At 64.0% G+C, this 16,763-nt stretch carries 15 protein-coding genes; 5 read left to right on the top strand and 10 right to left on the bottom strand.

What is annotated here, in order from left to right; all coding sequences use genetic code 11:
- Positions 1-7: 7 nt before the first annotated feature.
- Together gltA and gltX are read right to left on the bottom strand one after the other, a co-directional pair.
- Entirely contained in the window at positions 8-1,312 is a 1,305-nt protein-coding gene (gltA, locus tag GGD66_RS05350) for a citrate synthase (protein WP_018320224.1), read from the bottom strand.
- A gap of 147 nt (positions 1,313-1,459) precedes the next feature.
- Positions 1,460-2,887, bottom strand: coding sequence for a glutamate--tRNA ligase (gene gltX / locus GGD66_RS05345; RefSeq protein WP_183257035.1), 1,428 nt, complete (start codon positions 2,885-2,887; stop codon positions 1,460-1,462).
- Between the two features lie 167 nt (positions 2,888-3,054).
- Between gltX and GGD66_RS05340 the strand changes: the two genes are divergently transcribed.
- The 3 genes from GGD66_RS05340 to GGD66_RS05330 all read left to right on the top strand — a co-directional run bounded on the left by GGD66_RS05340 (position 3,055) and on the right by GGD66_RS05330 (position 5,656).
- Positions 3,055-4,731 (top strand): glutamine--tRNA ligase/YqeY domain fusion protein, encoded by a 1,677-nt coding sequence (locus tag GGD66_RS05340; RefSeq protein WP_183257034.1) that lies wholly within the window; start codon positions 3,055-3,057, stop codon positions 4,729-4,731.
- Positions 4,732-4,735: 4 nt separating this feature from the next.
- Entirely contained in the window at positions 4,736-5,122 is a 387-nt protein-coding gene (locus tag GGD66_RS05335) for a nuclear transport factor 2 family protein (protein ID WP_183257033.1), read from the top strand.
- 171 nt (positions 5,123-5,293) lie between these two features.
- On the top strand, positions 5,294-5,656 hold the full coding sequence (locus GGD66_RS05330) for an SPW repeat protein (RefSeq protein ID WP_018320230.1): 363 nt from the start codon (positions 5,294-5,296) through the stop codon (positions 5,654-5,656).
- A 135-nt stretch (positions 5,657-5,791) separates the two neighbouring features.
- Here the strand turns inward: GGD66_RS05330 and GGD66_RS05325 are convergent, their stop codons facing one another.
- A complete protein-coding gene (locus tag GGD66_RS05325; RefSeq protein ID WP_018320231.1) occupies positions 5,792-7,114 on the bottom strand; it encodes an MFS transporter in 1,323 nt (440 codons plus the stop codon).
- A 387-nt stretch (positions 7,115-7,501) separates the two neighbouring features.
- Here GGD66_RS05325 and GGD66_RS05320 point away from each other — a divergent pair, with 387 nt between their 5' ends.
- Positions 7,502-7,735 carry a DUF2171 domain-containing protein gene (locus GGD66_RS05320; RefSeq protein ID WP_024341296.1) on the top strand — a complete coding sequence of 78 codons (234 nt, stop codon included), beginning with the start codon at positions 7,502-7,504 and terminating at the stop codon, positions 7,733-7,735.
- Between the two features lie 95 nt (positions 7,736-7,830).
- The gene (locus GGD66_RS05315; RefSeq protein ID WP_183257032.1) at positions 7,831-10,107 is read left to right on the top strand and encodes a ComEC/Rec2 family competence protein; all 2,277 of its coding nucleotides are present in this window, start codon (positions 7,831-7,833) and stop codon (positions 10,105-10,107) included.
- A gap of 9 nt (positions 10,108-10,116) precedes the next feature.
- Here GGD66_RS05315 and GGD66_RS05310 read toward each other — a convergent pair whose 3' ends face one another.
- The 7 genes from GGD66_RS05310 to GGD66_RS05280 form a co-directional block, all read right to left on the bottom strand.
- A complete protein-coding gene (locus GGD66_RS05310; protein WP_183257031.1) occupies positions 10,117-11,058 on the bottom strand; it encodes a GAF domain-containing protein in 942 nt (313 codons plus the stop codon).
- 218 nt (positions 11,059-11,276) lie between these two features.
- Complete coding sequence (locus tag GGD66_RS05305; RefSeq protein WP_018320255.1) at positions 11,277-11,711, bottom strand: hypothetical protein; 435 nt, start codon at positions 11,709-11,711, stop codon at positions 11,277-11,279.
- Between the two features lie 532 nt (positions 11,712-12,243).
- The gene (gene lexA / locus GGD66_RS05300; protein WP_026202323.1) at positions 12,244-12,945 is read right to left on the bottom strand and encodes a transcriptional repressor LexA; all 702 of its coding nucleotides are present in this window, start codon (positions 12,943-12,945) and stop codon (positions 12,244-12,246) included.
- Between the two features lie 175 nt (positions 12,946-13,120).
- Complete coding sequence (gene glp / locus GGD66_RS05295) at positions 13,121-14,332, bottom strand: gephyrin-like molybdotransferase Glp (RefSeq protein WP_183257030.1); 1,212 nt, start codon at positions 14,330-14,332, stop codon at positions 13,121-13,123.
- Between the two features lie 226 nt (positions 14,333-14,558).
- Positions 14,559-14,765, bottom strand: coding sequence for a hypothetical protein (locus GGD66_RS05290; RefSeq protein WP_049814976.1), 207 nt, complete (start codon positions 14,763-14,765; stop codon positions 14,559-14,561).
- A 169-nt stretch (positions 14,766-14,934) separates the two neighbouring features.
- On the bottom strand, positions 14,935-15,564 hold the full coding sequence (locus tag GGD66_RS05285) for an HAD family phosphatase (protein WP_183234383.1): 630 nt from the start codon (positions 15,562-15,564) through the stop codon (positions 14,935-14,937).
- Positions 15,565-15,572: 8 nt separating this feature from the next.
- Positions 15,573-16,706, bottom strand: a complete 1,134-nt coding sequence (locus tag GGD66_RS05280) for an alpha-hydroxy acid oxidase (RefSeq protein WP_018320262.1) — start codon at positions 16,704-16,706, stop codon at positions 15,573-15,575.
- Positions 16,707-16,763 lie beyond the last annotated feature (57 nt).

Here is a 16,763-nt window from a genome sequence, read left to right as displayed (position 1 = left end):
TTGGAGCTTACTTGCGATCCTTGATCGCGACGTAGTCGCGGCGGGTGACGCCGGTGTAGAGCTGGCGCGGGCGGCCGATCTTCTGCTGCGGGTCCTCGATCATCTCGCTCCACTGGCTGATCCAGCCGACGGTACGGGCGACCGCGAACAGCACGGTGAACATCGAGACCGGGAAGCCCATCGCCTTCAGCGTGATGCCCGAATAGAAGTCGACGTTCGGGTAGAGCTTTCGGTCGATGAAGTACTGGTCGCTGAGCGCGATCTTCTCGAGCTCGAGCGCCACCTTCAGCATCGGATCGTCGCCATGGCCGGTCTCCTTGAGCACGGCGTGACACATCTTCTGCATGATCTTGGCGCGCGGATCGTAGTTCTTGTAGACGCGATGACCGAAGCCCATCAGGCGGACTTCGGAGTTCTTGTCCTTCACCTTGGCGATGAATTCGGGAATCTTGTCCACGGAGCCGATCTCGGCGAGCATCGCGAGGGCTGCTTCGTTGGCGCCGCCATGCGCCGGCCCCCACAGGCAGGCGATGCCGGCGGCGATGCAGGCGAACGGGTTGGCGCCGGACGAGCCGGCGATGCGCACCGTCGAGGTCGAGGCGTTCTGCTCGTGGTCGGCGTGCAGGATGAAGATCTTGTCCAGCGCGTCAGCCAGCACTGGGTTGATCTTGTAGTCCTCGCACGGCACGGCGAAGCACATGTGCAGGAAGTTCTCGGCGAACTTGAGCGAGTTCTTCGGGTACACGAAGGGCTGGCCGACCGTGTACTTGTAGGCCATCGCCGCCAGGGTCGGGATCTTGGCGATCATGCGCATGGAAGCGATCATGCGCTGCTTCGGATCGTTGATGTCGGTGGAGTCGTGATAGAACGCGGCGAGCGCGCCGACCGCAGCCACCATGATCGCCATCGGATGGGCGTCGCGGCGGAAGCCCTGGAAGAAACGGGCCATCTGCTCGTGCACCATCGTGTGATGGGTCACGCGGTCGTCGAAATCCTTTTTCTGCGCGGCGGTCGGCAGATCCCCGAACAGCAGGAGATAGCAGGTCTCGAGGAAGTCGCCGTTCTCGGCGAGCTGCTCGATCGGGTAGCCGCGGTATTCCAGCACGCCCGCGTCGCCGTCGATATAGGTGATCTTGGACTGGCAGCTCGCGGTGGAGGTGAAGCCGGGATCGTAGGTGAACAGGCCGGACTGACCGTAGAGCTTGCCGATATCGATGACATCAGGCCCGACGCTGCCGCTGTGGATCGGGAGATCGTAGTTCTTGTTTCCGACCGTCAGCGTAGCGGTCTTATTGCTCGGTTTTGCGTCCATCGTAGGTCCCCGATGAAATGTGAAGCGGGCCGGAGCCGGAGGCCCCCTTTGCGAGATGATGGGGCAGGCCGGATGTTCCAGAAGGTACGGGGGAGATGGGTATATTATTGCTGTGTGCGCTGCAAGATCACCGCACGCATGCTCGACTTACGTCGTAGACTGATCTTTAAGCCGGCCGAGGCTTTCCTGGCGTCCCAGGACGTCCAAAACCTCAAATATACCAGGCGACGTCGTCCGTCCGGTCAGCGCGGCCCGCAAGGGTTGGGCGACCGCGCCGAGCTTGAGACTATTTTCCTCGGCAAAAGCGCGCAGCGCAGCTTCGGTGGTGGCGCCGCTCCACGTCTCGACTTTCTCCAGCGCGGAATGAAGCTGGCCGATCAGATTGCGGTTCTCTGGCGTCAGCAGCGCTTGCGCCTTGGGATCGAGCTCCAGCGGCCGGTCGGCGAAGATGAAATAAGCGCTGTCGATCAGCTCGATCAGCGTCTTGGCGCGCTCCTTCAGGGCCGGCATGGCCTTGAGAAGCTGGGCGCGCGTGGTGTCGTTTAACTTGGCCTTGAGCTCGTCGCGCGCGGGCACGAGATGGTCGAGCACGTCCTCGAACATCTTCACGAGTGATTGATCGTCGGCGTGGCGGATGTAGTGGCCGTTGAGGTTTTCCAGCTTGGCGAAATCGAAGCGGGCGGCGGCACGGCCGACGCTGGCGAGGTCGAACGCCCCGATCATCTCCTCGGTCGAGAAGATCTCCTGGTCGCCATGGCTCCAGCCGAGCCGGACGAGGTAATTGCGTAGCGCGGCCGGCAAATATCCCATGGCGCGGTAGGCATCGACGCCGAGCGCGCCGTGGCGCTTGGACAGCTTCGAGCCGTCCGGGCCGTGGATCAGCGGAATGTGGGACATGCTCGGCAGAGCCCATCCCATCGCATCGTAGATCTGCTTCTGGCGCGCGGCGTTGATCAGATGATCGTCGCCGCGGATCACATGGGTGACGCCCATGTCGTGGTCGTCGACCACCACAGCGAGCATGTAGGTCGGATTGCCATCGCCGCGCAAAAGCACGAGGTCGTCGAGGTTCTCGTTCTGCCAGACCACGCGGCCCTGGACCTGGTCCTCGATCACGGTCTCGCCGGTCTGCGGCGCGCGCAGGCGGATCGTCGGCTTGACGTCGGACGGGGCCGTCGCGGGATCGCGGTCGCGCCACATCCCGTCATAGAGGCGGGTGCGCCCTTCCGCGCGCGCCTTCTCGCGCATGGCGGCGAGTTCCTCGGCGGTGGCGTAGCAGCGATAGGCCTTGCCGTCGGCGAGCAGCTGCTCGGCGACCTCGCGGTGGCGCGCGGCGCGGCTGAACTGGTAGATGACCTCGCCGTCCCAGCCGAGCTCCAGCCATTTCAGGCCGTCGAGGATGGCACCGATCGCAGCCTCCGTGGAGCGCTCCCGGTCGGTGTCCTCGATCCGGAGCAGCATCTTGCCGCCGTGCTTCTTCGCGTACAGCCAGTTGAACAGCGCTGTGCGGGCTCCCCCGATGTGGAGGAAGCCGGTCGGCGAGGGAGCGAAGCGCGTGACGACGGAATCGGTCATTCTTGGCAGGGCCTATGCTTTGGAGGCGGTGGTGTATAGCAGGAACGGGACATAAACAAAGCCCGCTGGCGGACCTGCCAGGCCCTGCTTGGGGCCTTGCTTAAGCTCTTGGCTCAGCCTCCCGAATTTGGCAGAAGAACCGCTGATTTCCCGACAGGATTTTCGTAATGACAGAACCGGTGGCAGCTGAGGTTGGGCGCGATTTCATTCGTGACATCATCCAGGCCGACCTCGATCAGGGCAAATACAGGGAGATCGTGACCCGGTTCCCGCCGGAGCCGAACGGCTATTTGCATATCGGCCATGCCAAGTCGATCGCGCTCAATTTCGGCATCGCCCAGGAGTTTCCTGGCCGCTGCCATCTGCGTTTCGACGACACCAACCCGGTCAAGGAAGAGCAGGAATATATCGATTCCATCCAGGCCGACGTGCGCTGGCTCGGCTTCGACTGGGGCAAGAACCTGTTCTTTGCCTCGGACTATTTCGAGCGCCTGTACGAATGGGCGGAGCAGCTGATCCGCGACGGGCTCGCCTATGTCGACGACCAGACCCAGGAGGAGATCCGCTTCTCGCGCGGCACGCTGACCGAGCCCGGCAAGAATTCGCCGTTCCGCGACCGCAGTGTGGACGAAAACCTCAACCTGTTCCGCCGCATGAAGGCCGGTGAATTCCCGAACGGCACGCGGGTGCTGCGGGCCAAGATCGACATGGCCGCGGGCAACATCAATCTGCGCGACCCCGTGTTGTACCGCATCCTGCATGCGCATCATCCGCGCACCGGCACCAAGTGGCACATCTATCCGAGCTACGATTACGCCCACGGCCAGTCGGACGCCATTGAAGGCATCACGCATTCGATCTGCACGCTGGAGTTCGAGGACCACCGGCCGCTCTACGACTGGTTCATCGAAAAACTGCCGGTGCCGTCGCAGCCGCACCAGTATGAATTCGCGCGGCTGAACCTCACCTATACGCTGCTGTCCAAGCGCGTGCTGACCCAGCTCGTCCGCGACGGCCATGTCGCAGGCTGGGACGATCCGCGCATGCCGACGATGGCGGGGATGCGCCGCCGCGGCGTGCCGCCGGCCGCTCTGCGTGAATTCGTCAAGCGCATCGGCGTTGCCAAGGCCAACAGCGTGGTCGACGTCGGCATGCTCGAGTTCTGCATCCGCGAGGAGCTGAACCGCACGTCGCAGCGACGCATGGGCGTGCTGCGCCCGCTCAAGGTGGTGATCGAGAACTATCCGGAAGGGCAGACCGAGGAGCTCGAGGCGATCAACCATCCGGACGATCCCTCGGCGGGCACGCGGAAAATCACGTTCGGCCGCGAGCTCTATATCGAGCAGGACGACTTCATGGAGAATCCGCCGAAGAAGTTCTTCCGCCTGTCGCCGGGCAACGAGGTGCGGCTGCGCTACGCCTATTTCGTCAAGTGCACGGGCGTGATCAAGAACGATAAGGGCGAGGTGGTGGAGCTGCGCTGCACCTACGATCCTGCGACCAAGGGCGGCAACGCGCCCGACGGCCGCAAGGTCAAGGCGACGATGCACTGGCTGCCGGCGGCGAATTCGGTGCCCGCGGAGATCCGCATCTACAACCAGCTGTTCGCCAATCCGAGCCCGGACGCCTCGAATTTCGCAGCGGATCTCAATCCGCAGTCGCTGGAGATCCTCGCGGACGCGCGGATCGAGGCATCGGTCGCACAGAGCAATTCGACCGAGCCGATGCAGTTCGAGCGCCAGGGCTATTTCGTGCGCGACAAGGACTCGACGCCCGGCAAGCCGGTTTTCTCACGCACCATCGGCCTGCGCGACACGTTCGCGAAGGAAGTCGCGAAGGGCTGACGACATGAGCAATGAAGCCGACGCCATCGTTTCCGCCATCATCGCGAAATGGTGCGCCGGCTTCGCGACGCTCGATGCGGCCGCGCTCTCGTCGCTCTATTCGAAGAGCGCGTTCTTCTTCGGCTCCAACCCAAGACTCTATCGGGGCAGGGACGGCGTTGCCGATTATTTCAACGGCCTGCCGCGCTGGCGCAAGCCAAGCGCTGTGTTTTCAGATGTGAACGCAGCGCAGGCCGGCCCTGATCTGATCAACATGGCCGCGACCATCTCGTTCGATCTCGCGGGCGAGCGGGACGATCTCATCGTCAAGATGAGCTGGGTGATCGTCCGCGAGGACGGCGGTTGGAAGATCGTCAATCACCACGCCTCGTCGCGGACATCGCTGATCTAGCGGCAGCGGAACGTCCTGCGTCCTGACGCAAGGCGGTTGCTGGGGCCCTTTCCAGCGACATACGTGTCAGGATTGGCGCCCCGGATCAGCGCAGCGGCAACATAACGCAGGTTGGATGGATGCATTTTCATCGGTGCGCCCCATCTAATTGGAAGAGGGGAGGTGAGCATTATGCGCATCCAACATTGGCAAGATGCTGCCAGCCTGTTGGTCGGCGTATGGCTGGTCCTGTCGTCCTTCATCCTGGGCTTGTCCGGAGCGGCTGTCTGGATCACCATCGCGCTCGGGCTCGGCGTCGTGCTCTTTGCCGTAGAAGCGTTTGTCATCCCGTCATATCTGGAAGAGTGGGGAGAAATGCTGCTGGGTCTGGCTCTTGTGCTGGCGCCTTGGACCATTGGCTATGAATCAGCATCAGCCACGGTGAGCAGCGTATTGTCGGGCATATTGGTGATCTTGCTCGGCGGCTGGGAACTGATGACCGATCGTGACTTCACCGCCTGGTGGCACGATCGCTGGCATCATCCAGCCGGCTGACAAGAGCGTTTAGCCGAACTTCGCCGACCTCTATCCACTGACGGTCGGAGAGGGGGGATTTGGCTCCGGCATTCCGAAGGAAATGTGCGGTGCAGGGCCTCGCGGTCCTGCACCAGGTCATCCCATCACAAGCCATCACAATGCGGCTCTGGGCTCGATCGGTTGCCAGATGCTGATCTTGCGCGTCTCCGGCATCAGGAAGACAGCGAGCACGAAGCACACCGCGGGGACCACGATCGGGTAGATCAGTGCGTAGCCGATGCTGCCGGTCGCGGCGAATGCCGCCGAGGTGATGAACGGCACCAATCCGCCACCCCAGCCGTTGCCGATGTGGTACGGCACGGAGACCGACGTGTACCTGATCCTGGCGGGGAAGAATTCTGCCAGAAATGCGCCGACCGGCCCGTACACCATCCCGACGTAGCAAACGAGGATGAAGATGATGAAGATAGCGGTCGGATAGTTGATGTTTCCGGGCTGCGTGACCGATCCCAGCCACAGATACAGCGGATAGTACGTGATCGCGGCGAGCAGCATGCCTCCGAGGATCACCGGCTTGCGGCCGATCTGATCCGACAGCCAGCCAAAGAAGATCAGGCTCGGCGTTGCAATGAGCAATGCTGCTCCCACGATGTAGGCCGAGGTCAGCGGGTCCACCTTGGAGACCTGCTGCAGAAAGTATAGCGCCCAGAATTGACCGCTGTACCAGACCACGCCCTGTCCGATCAGGACCACGATGGCGATCCCGATGTATTTGATGTTCGAACTGAGGAAGGCCTCCTTCCACGGATTCCTCGTCATCTGTCCGCGGGCCTTGATCTCCTGGAAGATCGGCGTCTCCTGGAGCTGGAGGCGAATATAGATCGCGATGGCCACCAGCAGGAAGGACACCAGGAACGGAATGCGCCACGCCCATTCATCGAAGGCCTGATTGCCGGCATAGGTTCGGGTCAGGATGATGACTGCCAGCGATACCACGATCCCGAGAGTCGGAGAGGTCTGTAGCCAGCCGGTGTAGTAGCCGCGCTTGTCGTCAGGCACATGCTCGGCAACATAGGTGATGGCGCCACCATATTCGCCGCCCAGGCACAGCCCCTGGATCATGCGCAAGCCGAAGAGAAGGATCGCAGCCGTCAGCCCGATCGACTGGTAGGTTGGGATCAATCCGATCGCTCCCGTGCCCAGTCCCATTCCGCTGAGCGTGACGAGAAACGTATATTTGCGGCCGACCCGGTCACCCATCCATCCGAACAGGAATGCTCCCACCGGACGGATCAGGAATCCTGCCGTGAACAGCGCGATCGTGCTGAGCAGGGCGGCGATGGGGTGGGACTGCTCAAAGAACTTGACCGATAGAACTGCGGCCAGGCTGCCAAAGATATAGAAATCATACCATTCGATGATGTTTCCTACCGACGCAGCGATGATCACGCGGCGAAAATCGCTCGGTACCTGCATGTGCGCCTCCTATGGTTTCAAAACGTCTCTTCGCTTGATTCAGCGTCGATCTTCTCGCGGAGAGCGTGATGCGCGGCGTTGCAGGCGCCAATTCAAAGAGTTGCGTCGGCAACGTCTGACCTCAGGCGCGTTTGACGCCACCTGAGAAGAGCTCCGGCGGCCTTAGAGCCGCGAGCCACCACTGCCTGCCCGTCTGTCAGGGAGGCGGGGAACCGTAGTGTAATCCCACCGCGGGCTGCCAACTTATGAGACTTTCGGCTCAATCGATCTGACACGGGGCGTTTCTGCGACAGAGATCGCAAGGACTCGAATTGTCCGCGACGTCTGGTAATCAGCGAACGGAAAGGCGTCTCAGGCGTTGTGAGGGGGCCGGAAAAGGAACCCACCATGCAGAACATCGCAGAGCATATGGAAGTCATCGGCGCCGACGGCGTCCACGTCGGCACGGTCGATCGCGTCGAAGGCAATCGCATCAAGTTGACTAAGAAGGACAGCGGTGAGGGTAGCCACAAAGGCCATCATCATTTCATCGACAAGGGTCTCGTTGCCGATGTCGAGGGTAACAAGGTGCGGCTCTCTGCCAAGGCGTCGGTCGCCGTGACCATGGAAGAGGAAAAGTAGGGGCGCCTTCTCGCGTTCCCGATCTGTACCGCTATTCGCGCGGTCGCACGTTCCGGTAGCCTCAGTGCCAGTCGCGTCGCGTTAGGTGCAGGGATATGGCGGAGCCGGGCCGGCCAATACGCTCCCAGGGAGTTGCCGGGACGTGGCCGGTCGGCCGTGCGGCACCGGCTGGCGGCTTTGCCCCCGCGGGCTTTGGAGCCTGGCCGGCAATCGTCGAGACGCTGCGGGAATGGGCCCGCGCCGAGGCCGGCGCGGGGCGACTGTTGCCGTGGGTGCCGGTCGCCTTCGGCGGCGGCATCGCCCTTTATTTTGCCGCCGATCATGAGCCAGTGCTGTGGGTCGTTGCCGCGACGGCGATCGCGCTCACGTTTGGCGCGATCCTGTTGCGGCGGAGCCGGCTCTTTGCGCCAGCGATCATGATTGCGGCGGTCGCTTCCGGCTTTGCCGTGGCGACCTGGAAGACGGCGCGCATCGCCCATCCCGTGCTGGCCAAGCCGCTCTATTCGGTGTCGCTGTCGGGTTTCGTCGAGGCCCGCGATATCCGCGAGCGCACCGATCGTTTCGTGCTGCGCGTCACCGCGATGGAGGCGCAGCGCAGCGAGGTCAAGCTGGAGCGAGTCCGCCTGTCGGTGCGCAACGGCACTGCGCCCGAGGTCGGCAGCTTCGTGCAGCTCAAGGCGCGGCTGATGCCGCCGCTCTCGCCGGTGCGTCCCGGCAGCTACGACTTTTCGCGCGACATGTTCTTTCAGGGCATCGGCGCTTCCGGCTTCGTGATGGGCGCGATCACGGCCTCAATCCCGCCCGATGGCGGTGGCCTGCGGCTGCGCTATGCCGCCTTCATGCAAGGCCTGCGCGATACGATCGATGCGCGCATCCGGGCCACGCTCGAGGGCGATAACCGCGCGATCGCGACAGCGCTGCTTACTGGGCGGCGCGATGCGATTTCCACGCCGGTCAACGACGCGATGTTCATCTCGGGGCTCGGGCACGTGCTCTCGATCTCCGGCTATCACATGGCGGTCGTCGCCGGCGTGGTCTTCTTCGCGGTGCGCGCATTGCTGGCCTTGATCCCGGGACTTGCGGCCGGCTTTGCCATCAAGAAATGGTCGGCGGCCGCAGCGCTGGTCGCGGCTGCGTTTTATCTGCTGCTGTCGGGCGCGGAGGTCGCGACGCAGAGATCGTTCTTCATGACGGCGGTGGTGCTGATCGCAGTGATGGTCGATCGCCGCGCCATCACCTTCCGCACGCTCGCAGTGGCGGCACTGATCGTGCTCGCAGTCGCGCCGGAGGCGCTGGTGCATCCGAGTTTTCAGATGTCGTTCGCCGCGACGCTCGGACTTGTTGCGCTGGTGCAGATCGGCATGCCGAACCTGTTTGCGTCCCCCGATCATTCGGCGACAGCGCGGATCGCGCTGTGGGGCGGCCGCGAGATCGCGATGCTGTTCCTGGCCTCGCTGATCGCAGGGCTTGCGACCACGCCCTACGCCGCCTTCCACTTCCACCGCGTCACGCCCTACGGCGTGCTCGCCAACCTCGGCGCGATGCCGGTGGTCTCTGCGCTGGTGATGCCGGCGGGGCTGTTGGGCCTGCTCGCAGCGCCGTTCGGGCTCGACGGCGTGTTTTGGTGGCTGATGGGGATCGGGATCGACTGGATGGTCGCGGTCTCGCGCTGGGTGGCGGCACTGCCGGGCGCGGTCGGCCGCATCCCGGCCTTCGGCATCGCGCCGCTGATCGCAGCGAGCCTGGGGGTCATCGTGATGGGCCTGTTGCGCACGCCCCTGCGCTGGGGCGGTGCCGTCGTGCTGCTGGTTTCCATCGGCTGGGGGCTGTCGGTGCGGCAGCCCGATATCCTGATCGCCGGGGACGGCGCGAGCGTCGCGGTGCGGGGCGCGGACGGGCGTTTGCATCTGATCAGGACAGGCAAGGACAATTTCCTGCTGAAGGAGTGGTTGTCTGCCGACGCCGATCCGCGCGATGCCGGCAGTAACGCGCTGGCGAGCGGCACGTCGTGCGACGAGTCCGGCTGCGTGACACCGCTCGCCGACGGACGGCTGGTCGCGCTGGCCTCGCGCATCGACGCGTTGGCGGACGATTGCAGCCGCGCCGCGCTGGTGGTGACGTCGCGGCCCGCGCCGCCGGATTGTGCCGCGATGGTAGTGGATCGGCAGCGGCTCGCTCGCCAGGGCGCGCTGGCATTGACGCAGCGCGGCGACGGCTTTTCGGTTCAGGCGGTGAGGGCGAGGGGCACGAACCGCCCGTGGTCACCGGCTGGTGTCGGCGAAGGTGATTTCGACGGCAGCCTCGTGCCGAAGGCGGCTCCCCGCACCCGCGATGCAACGCCATCGGAGACCGACTTGCAGGCCGACGATTGACGCGATCGGTTACAGATACCAGGCCAGCACGGCCTCGAGCCTTGCGTTGCCGATGACTGGCAGGGCCACCATCCGGTTCAGCCCGGCTGCGCAGGCCTCGAACCCGGCGATCGAGCCGTCATGGGTGAGATCGTCGTTGAGCGCGGGCATGCCGGTGGCCCAGGCGCCGCCGATGCTGCCTTCGCCTCGGGCGATGGATTTGTCCGCATAGCGTGCGGCAAGGTCGGTCTGCGCGCTGCAATCGCCGGCGCGAAAGACCAGTGCCGAACGGGCCTCGTTCGGGACCCAGATCTCGAAGCGTCGCGCAATCGGCGTTGCCTGCGCCGAGAGGAATGTCAAAACCCAGGTCTGGTCGGTGCCGGTTCGGTAGGGTACGCCGACCCCCAGATTGATCCCGACCTTGGCGGCGTCCTCCCAGCGCAGGAAGCTCTTGGCGTCGTGCAGGTCCTTGATGATCAGCGGCAGGCCCGCCTTCCAGGTGCGTCCGAGCAGGCCGAAGCCGCGAGGAAACCTGGTGTGGCGGGAGTTGAATTCGAACATGTCCGCCGCGCCGTAATAGCCGTCGACGAGGCCCATCTCGTGGGAGAGATCAGGATCGTTGTGCCAGAGCTCGATCGCGCCGACATGCGCCTCGTCGTCGCCGCAGAACAGCACCATCACGGCTTGCAGGAATTCGCCTGCAAACAGCGGCACCGCCACGCCGCAGGTGAGGCCGGCCGCGACGGCCTGATCGGTTCGCTTGAAATAGGAGTTGGCGAATTTCGTGAGGATGACGGGATGGCCGCAGGCCCAGGCCTTGCCTGGAAGCCCCTCGTCATATCCGAAGTGCAGCTCTTCGCTGACGGCCTTGAACGCGGACAGCCCTTCATCGTAGAGGCCGCCGCCGAATTCCAGCCGCATGCGCGTCCGGTCAGGCACCCAGAGTTCAACGACGCGAATGAAGGTTTTCATCGAGCGTGTCCGCCGCCTCAAACCACGACAGCATCGGTCATTTGGCTGCGGAGCGGACGTTCAAAATTCAGGCAGCACGGCTCAAACTTCGTGCGGCGACGAGGCGAGGCGGCGGCGCTCGCCGATCGAATTTCATGAAACAAAAACCCACCGGGCTCGCCGGCCTCGGCCGGCGACGGCATTTCAATCCTTGCCCTCGGCCTATCGGGCGGAGGGCGTCAGCCGATCGGCAGTCGTGTGACCGTCGGGCGACTGTCGGCGATGATCTGCGGCTTGTGCTCGCGCTCGCCGATCGGCTGGGTCACCGGCAGTTGCAGCACGGTTGCGCGCTGGCCTTCGACCAGTTGCGTCACCAGCACGGATTTGCCGTCCGGGAATTCGATCGCGTCATGATGGCGATCGGGAATGTGCGGATCGATCTTGCCGAACTTGCCGACGCGGGAGTTGACGGTGCGCGTCCAGATCCAGCGGTTGTCGTAACGGACGTCGTCGGCGAAGGCGAGCTCCGTCCCCGGCAGCAGGCAGACCGCGACGGAGAGATCGGCTTCGGAGGCGAAGCCGCGCGTCGAGGTGCCGCGGAATGTTGTCGTAACGATCGTCTCGCCGACTTCTGCGGGGCGCGTCGCGACGGCATGCAGGCTGTAGTCACACATCGGGTGCTCCTCAATGCAGAGATAGCGACCCGCACCTCTTTCGGAGGCGCAGGCCCCTACCAGAGTGGAAGCACGTGACGGTCTGCTCGGTTGTAGGCAAATCTGCGGCTGGGATCCGCGAGCCCCGATCACATTATCTTTTCCATCTTTTCCGAATTTGTTAGGAACAAAGTCGGCTTCCGTGCATTTGGCAGCCGCGTCTCGACAACCGCGCCTGTCAACGACCGGCGGAGTGATGCGCTTGCGCAGCAACGGCTTGCGATGCTGATGTTGCGATCAGCGTTGCTGCGGTTGCACTCAAACGAGCTGCGCATTTGGGCCGTCCCCCTCGAACTCGAAAGGCCGCGAAGCGATGTTGCGTCGCGCGGCCTGCCGAGGATGTCGCGCAAGGAGGAGGGGCCGGACAATCTGTGCGATACCAGAAAGACTATCCAGCCGGAGCGGACCGTTATCCGCTCCAATCTCTGATCGGCGAGGCCGATCGAAGGCGCGCGCGAGGCGCTAAAGACTTCGGTATCGAGTACTTCCGGTATCAGTACTTGCGGTAAAGCCCGATCAGCTTGCCCTGAATCTTCACGCGGTTCGGCGGCAGGATGCGCACCTCATAAGCGGCATTGGCGGGCTCCAGCGCGATCGAGGCGCCGCGGCGGCGGAAGCGCTTGAGCGTGGCTTCCTCGTCGTCGATCAGTGCCACCACGATGTCGCCGGTATCGGCGCTCTCGTTGCGCTGGATCAGCGCCATGTCGCCGTCGAGGATGCCGGCCTCGACCATGGAATCACCGCGCACTTCGAGCGCGTAATGCTCGCCGGAGCCGAGCATGTCGGGCGGCACGCTGATCGTGTGGCTGCGGGTCTGCAAAGCCTCGATCGGAGTACCGGCCGCGATGCGGCCCATCACGGGCACCGCAACGGGTCGCTCGCCCTCGTCCGCGGACGGGCTGGAGCTCGCGCGTAGCTTGCCGAGATTGCCCTCGATGACGCTTGGCGTGAAGCCGCGTCGGTTGCCGGCGGCAGCCTGGAGCTCCGGCAGCTTGATCACTTCGATGGCCCGGGCGCGGTTGGGCAGGCGGCGGATGAAGCCGCGCTCCTCGAGCGCGGTGATCAGGCGGTGGATGCCTGACTTCGAGCGTAGGTCGAGCGCATCCTTCATCTCGTCGAAGGACGGCGGCACGCCGCTTTCCTTCAAGCGCTCGCTGATGAACCGCAGAAGCTCGTATTGTTTGCGCGTTAACATCTCGAACAAAGTCCCCCGGTTGATGTCGTTCGATTCCGAGACGATGAGTTCAGCGATAAGCCGCTACATCTCGAAACAAATCATGAACGGACACTATATGTTCGATATGTGTTCCGCAACTGCTTAATTTACCGTGAACAGAACGAAACTCACGGAATGCGTGTGGCCGCGCAGTTCAGACGGGGAGCCGCAACACCTCGCAGGGGCTGCCGGCCTCGGCCTTCGGCGCAAACGGTGCGCGCACGAGAAGTACCTGTGCTGCAGCAAGATTCGCAAGCAGAGAGGAGTCCTGATGGCTGACGGGAAGGGCAACGAGCGTGCCGTCGTCGCGCTTTTCCAGGCGCGCGCGCAGATAATCCTCGCGCTGGTCGTTGGCGCCGAGATCGCGGCCCAGCACGACGCGCTCGCGATGATGATGAATCACCGAACGGCCCGACAGCGCGCGAATCAGCGGCACCATGAACAGGAAGGCGCAGACGTAGGACGACACGGGATTGCCGGGCAGGCCGATGACGCCCATTGCCCCTAACCGTCCGTGCATCATCGGCTTGCCGGGCCGCATCGCGATCTTCCAGAACGCCATCGCGATGCCTTCGTCCTTGAGCGCCTGCTGGACCAGATCGTGGTCGCCGACCGATGCGCCTCCGGTCGTGACCAGGATGTCGGCGCCGCTTTCGCGCGCGCGGCGGATGCCGGCGGTGGTGGCCTCCAGCGTATCGGCGGCGACACCGAGGTCGATGGTCTCGGCGCCTTCGCTGCGGGCGAGCGCGTGCAGGGCATAGCCGTTGGAATAGACGATCTGGCCGTGCCCGGGCGTTGAGCCCGGCATCACCAGTTCGTCGCCGGTGGCGAGAATCGCGACCTTCGGACGGCGGCAAACGGCGAGCTGCGGGTGGTTCATTCCGGCGGCGAGGGCGAGATCGCGCTCCGTCAGACGGGTTCCCTTGCGCAGGAGAACGTCGCCCTCGCGGAAATCGACGCCGGCGGGGCGGATGTGCCGACCCACGATCGCGGCTTCCTTGATCGTTATGTGCTTGCCTTCGGCGATCGTGTCCTCCTGGATCACGACCGCATCCGCGCCGTCCGGAACGACGCCGCCGGTGAAGATCCGCACGGCTTCGCCGGCGCCGACCTTTCCCGTGAACGGACGGCCCGCCGCGACCTCACCGATCATTGTCAGCGTGGAATCCATTGTTGCCGCATCGGCCGCGCGCACGGCATAGCCGTCCATCGCCGACATCGCCTGGGGCGGCTGGGTGCGCCGCGCAGCGACGTCCTGCGCGAGCACGCGATGGTAGGCTTCGTCGAGTGAAACCATCTCTGGAGGCAGTGGCTCTGCACCCGCCAGCACCGCAGCAAGGGCGTCGGAAACCGGCATCAAGGCCACGGCGAAACTCCTGCTCGGCACGTTTGGATGAAATGTTCCGACAGTCTTCTAGCCGAGCGCGGGGGCAGAGGCAAAATGGCGGAGCGGGCAGGATTTATCCTGCCGCTTTAGCCCTGGATGGAAGGCAGGCTCAGGCTTGGCGTGGCATGATCCAGAGAGCGAGACCGATCGGCAGGAGGGTGGCCATGGCGAGGACGAGAATGACGAGCGCCACAGCCAGCATCGCTCAACTCCCGCTCGGCCGGTCCGGCCCGGCGTCCAGCGCGACGTCGGGAGCCTTCGGGCCTTGATCCTTGTCGGGCAGCGGATCGGCCTGGGATTTCAGGTCGGCGGCCTTGCTGATCAGCTTGGCGGAAAGGTCAGAATCCGAGGTGGTTCTTGCGAATTCAAGCAGAAGAGAGGCTTGCTTGGTGAGATAGGTTTTGCCCAGCACGTGCATAAGTCCGGTGTAGAAGTCCCAACGGACTCAAGAGTCCGTAAGGGGCCATTCCGTTCCCGGAACTCCGTACAAAAATGCACAAAGCGCTCTGGTTCCTCATTTTGGGCAAAATTGGTTCCGGAAGACTTGTGCGACGTTGGCGTCTCCCGCTGCGCGGAGATCGTCAGATGCCCAACGCCGTCAAGGCGTTCCCGACGTCGCGCGGCGACGTCACATGCACCGCTGTCAGTCCGCGCGACCGCGCGCCTTCAACATTCTCGGCGAGATCGTCGAAGAAAACGATACGTCCTGCGGGCACGCCGATGGCGGCGACGACATGGTCGAAGGCTTCCGCATCCGGTTTGCGCAGGCCGATGCTGGACGACAGATATAGCGCGCGGAAATGGCCGAGCAGTTCGCCGTATTCCTTCGAGAAATAGTCGACATGCGGCCGGTTGGTGTTGGAGAAGGCGTAGAGCGGCATCTGCTTCGCCGCGCGCGGCAGCAGCTCGGCGATGTCAGGCATCTCGCCGGCGAAGATCGCGTTCCAGCCTTCCAGGAACTGGGCGTCCGAAATGCCGATGCCGAGCGAAGCACGCAGCGAGGCGAAATAGTCTTCGTCGCTGATCCTGCCGACCTCGTGCAGCCGGTAAGCCTCGTCACGCACATAGCGCGCGACGATGGCCTCGGGCTGGCAGCCGGCATGTCCCGCCCAGCAGGCGATCGCCTTGGAGAAGTCGATGTCGAGCACCACGCGCCCGAGATCGAACAGAAGCGCATCCGCGCTGCCGGGAGAAAGCGAGTTCACTTGCATCCTTTCACTCAGTATCGATAGGGATCGTGGTCGAATAGCGGGAATGCGCTGAAGACGCTCGGCGCGTTGGTGGCGGTCGCCGGATGCAGGCAGGATTTGTCGACCTCGGCAAATGACGTGGCGCCCAAAAGGCCGAGGCAGCGCAGCACTTCGTCCTCCAGCAGCTCCAGCATCCGCGCGACGCCGGCCTCGCCAGCCGCCGCCAGCGCCCAGCATTGCAGCCGGCCGATCCCGACCATGTCCGCGCCCGCCGCGATCGCCTTGACGATGTCGGTGCCGCGACAGACACCGCCATCGACCATGATCTTGGCGCGGCCCTTCACGGCCTCGACGATCTCGGGCAGCACATGCATGGCGCCGCGGCCGTGGTCGAGCTGGCGGCCGCCATGGTTGGAGACGTAGATCCATTCGACGCCGTGATCGATCGCGATCAGGGCGTCCTCGGCGGTGGCGATGCCCTTCAGGATCAGCGGAATCCTGAACTTGTCCTTGATCATCTTCACGGTCCGCCACTCCAGGCCCTTCTGGAAATCGCCGCCGGTGGCACGCAGGCGGCTTTCGCGAACATAGCGCTTGGCGATGTCACGCTCACGACGGCTGTAATGGGCGGTATCGACGGTCAGGCAGAAGGCGGCATAGGCGCTCTTCTCGGCCCGGCTGACGACATCGGCGACAAAGGCGTCGTCGCCGCGGACATAGAGCTGATAGAGCCGCAGCGCATCGGGTGCGGCTTCGGCGGTCTGCTCCAGGCCGGGCTCGGACACCGAGCTCAGCATGTGTGCTGCCCCGAAGGTGCCGGCAGCGCGCGCGACGCTCGCCGCGCCATCCGGATCGAAGATCTCGAGCGCGCCGACGGGGGCGAGCACCACCGGCAGGCGCATCCTGCGGCCGAACTGCTGAACCGAGCCGTCGACCTTGCGGACGTCGCGCAGCACGCGCGGGCGGAAGGCGATCTCGTCCAGCGCCATGCGGTTGCGGCGCATCGTGGTTTCGGTCTCGGCGGCGCCCACGATGTAGTCCCAGGCGTTCTGGTTGAGGTTGGCCCGCGCTTTCCGAATGAATTCGTGCAGGTTCTGGAACGGCTCGTTGCTGGCGCCGAGTTCGACGTTCCGTTCCGGCCGGATCCGGGGTGCTTCGTTCATTGTTATCCTCCCGAGAATTTGAAGCCTTGTGTCATCGCCTAACCCGTCCAGCGCTCC

Source organism: Bradyrhizobium sp. CIR48 (genome assembly GCF_014198315.1).
In the GTDB taxonomy this organism is placed as follows: domain Bacteria; phylum Pseudomonadota; class Alphaproteobacteria; order Rhizobiales; family Xanthobacteraceae; genus Bradyrhizobium.
This window is presented reverse-complemented; position numbering and strand designations above follow the sequence as displayed.

Excerpts from the sequence above, each read along its gene's own strand:
- gltA (WP_018320224.1), bottom strand. The coding sequence starts at position 1,312 with ATGGACGCAAAACCGAGCAATAAGACCGCTACGCTGACGGTCGGAAAC.
- gltX (WP_183257035.1), bottom strand. The coding sequence starts at position 2,887 with ATGACCGATTCCGTCGTCACGCGCTTCGCTCCCTCGCCGACCGGCTTC.
- GGD66_RS05340 (WP_183257034.1), top strand. The coding sequence starts at position 3,055 with ATGACAGAACCGGTGGCAGCTGAGGTTGGGCGCGATTTCATTCGTGAC.
- GGD66_RS05335 (WP_183257033.1), top strand. The coding sequence starts at position 4,736 with ATGAGCAATGAAGCCGACGCCATCGTTTCCGCCATCATCGCGAAATGG.
- GGD66_RS05330 (WP_018320230.1), top strand. The coding sequence starts at position 5,294 with ATGCGCATCCAACATTGGCAAGATGCTGCCAGCCTGTTGGTCGGCGTA.
- GGD66_RS05325 (WP_018320231.1), bottom strand. The coding sequence starts at position 7,114 with ATGCAGGTACCGAGCGATTTTCGCCGCGTGATCATCGCTGCGTCGGTA.
- GGD66_RS05320 (WP_024341296.1), top strand. The coding sequence starts at position 7,502 with ATGCAGAACATCGCAGAGCATATGGAAGTCATCGGCGCCGACGGCGTC.
- GGD66_RS05315 (WP_183257032.1), top strand. The coding sequence starts at position 7,831 with ATGGCGGAGCCGGGCCGGCCAATACGCTCCCAGGGAGTTGCCGGGACG.
- GGD66_RS05310 (WP_183257031.1), bottom strand. The coding sequence starts at position 11,058 with ATGAAAACCTTCATTCGCGTCGTTGAACTCTGGGTGCCTGACCGGACG.
- GGD66_RS05305 (WP_018320255.1), bottom strand. The coding sequence starts at position 11,711 with ATGTGTGACTACAGCCTGCATGCCGTCGCGACGCGCCCCGCAGAAGTC.
- lexA (WP_026202323.1), bottom strand. The coding sequence starts at position 12,945 with ATGTTAACGCGCAAACAATACGAGCTTCTGCGGTTCATCAGCGAGCGC.
- GGD66_RS05285 (WP_183234383.1), bottom strand. The coding sequence starts at position 15,564 with ATGCAAGTGAACTCGCTTTCTCCCGGCAGCGCGGATGCGCTTCTGTTC.
- GGD66_RS05280 (WP_018320262.1), bottom strand. The coding sequence starts at position 16,706 with ATGAACGAAGCACCCCGGATCCGGCCGGAACGGAACGTCGAACTCGGC.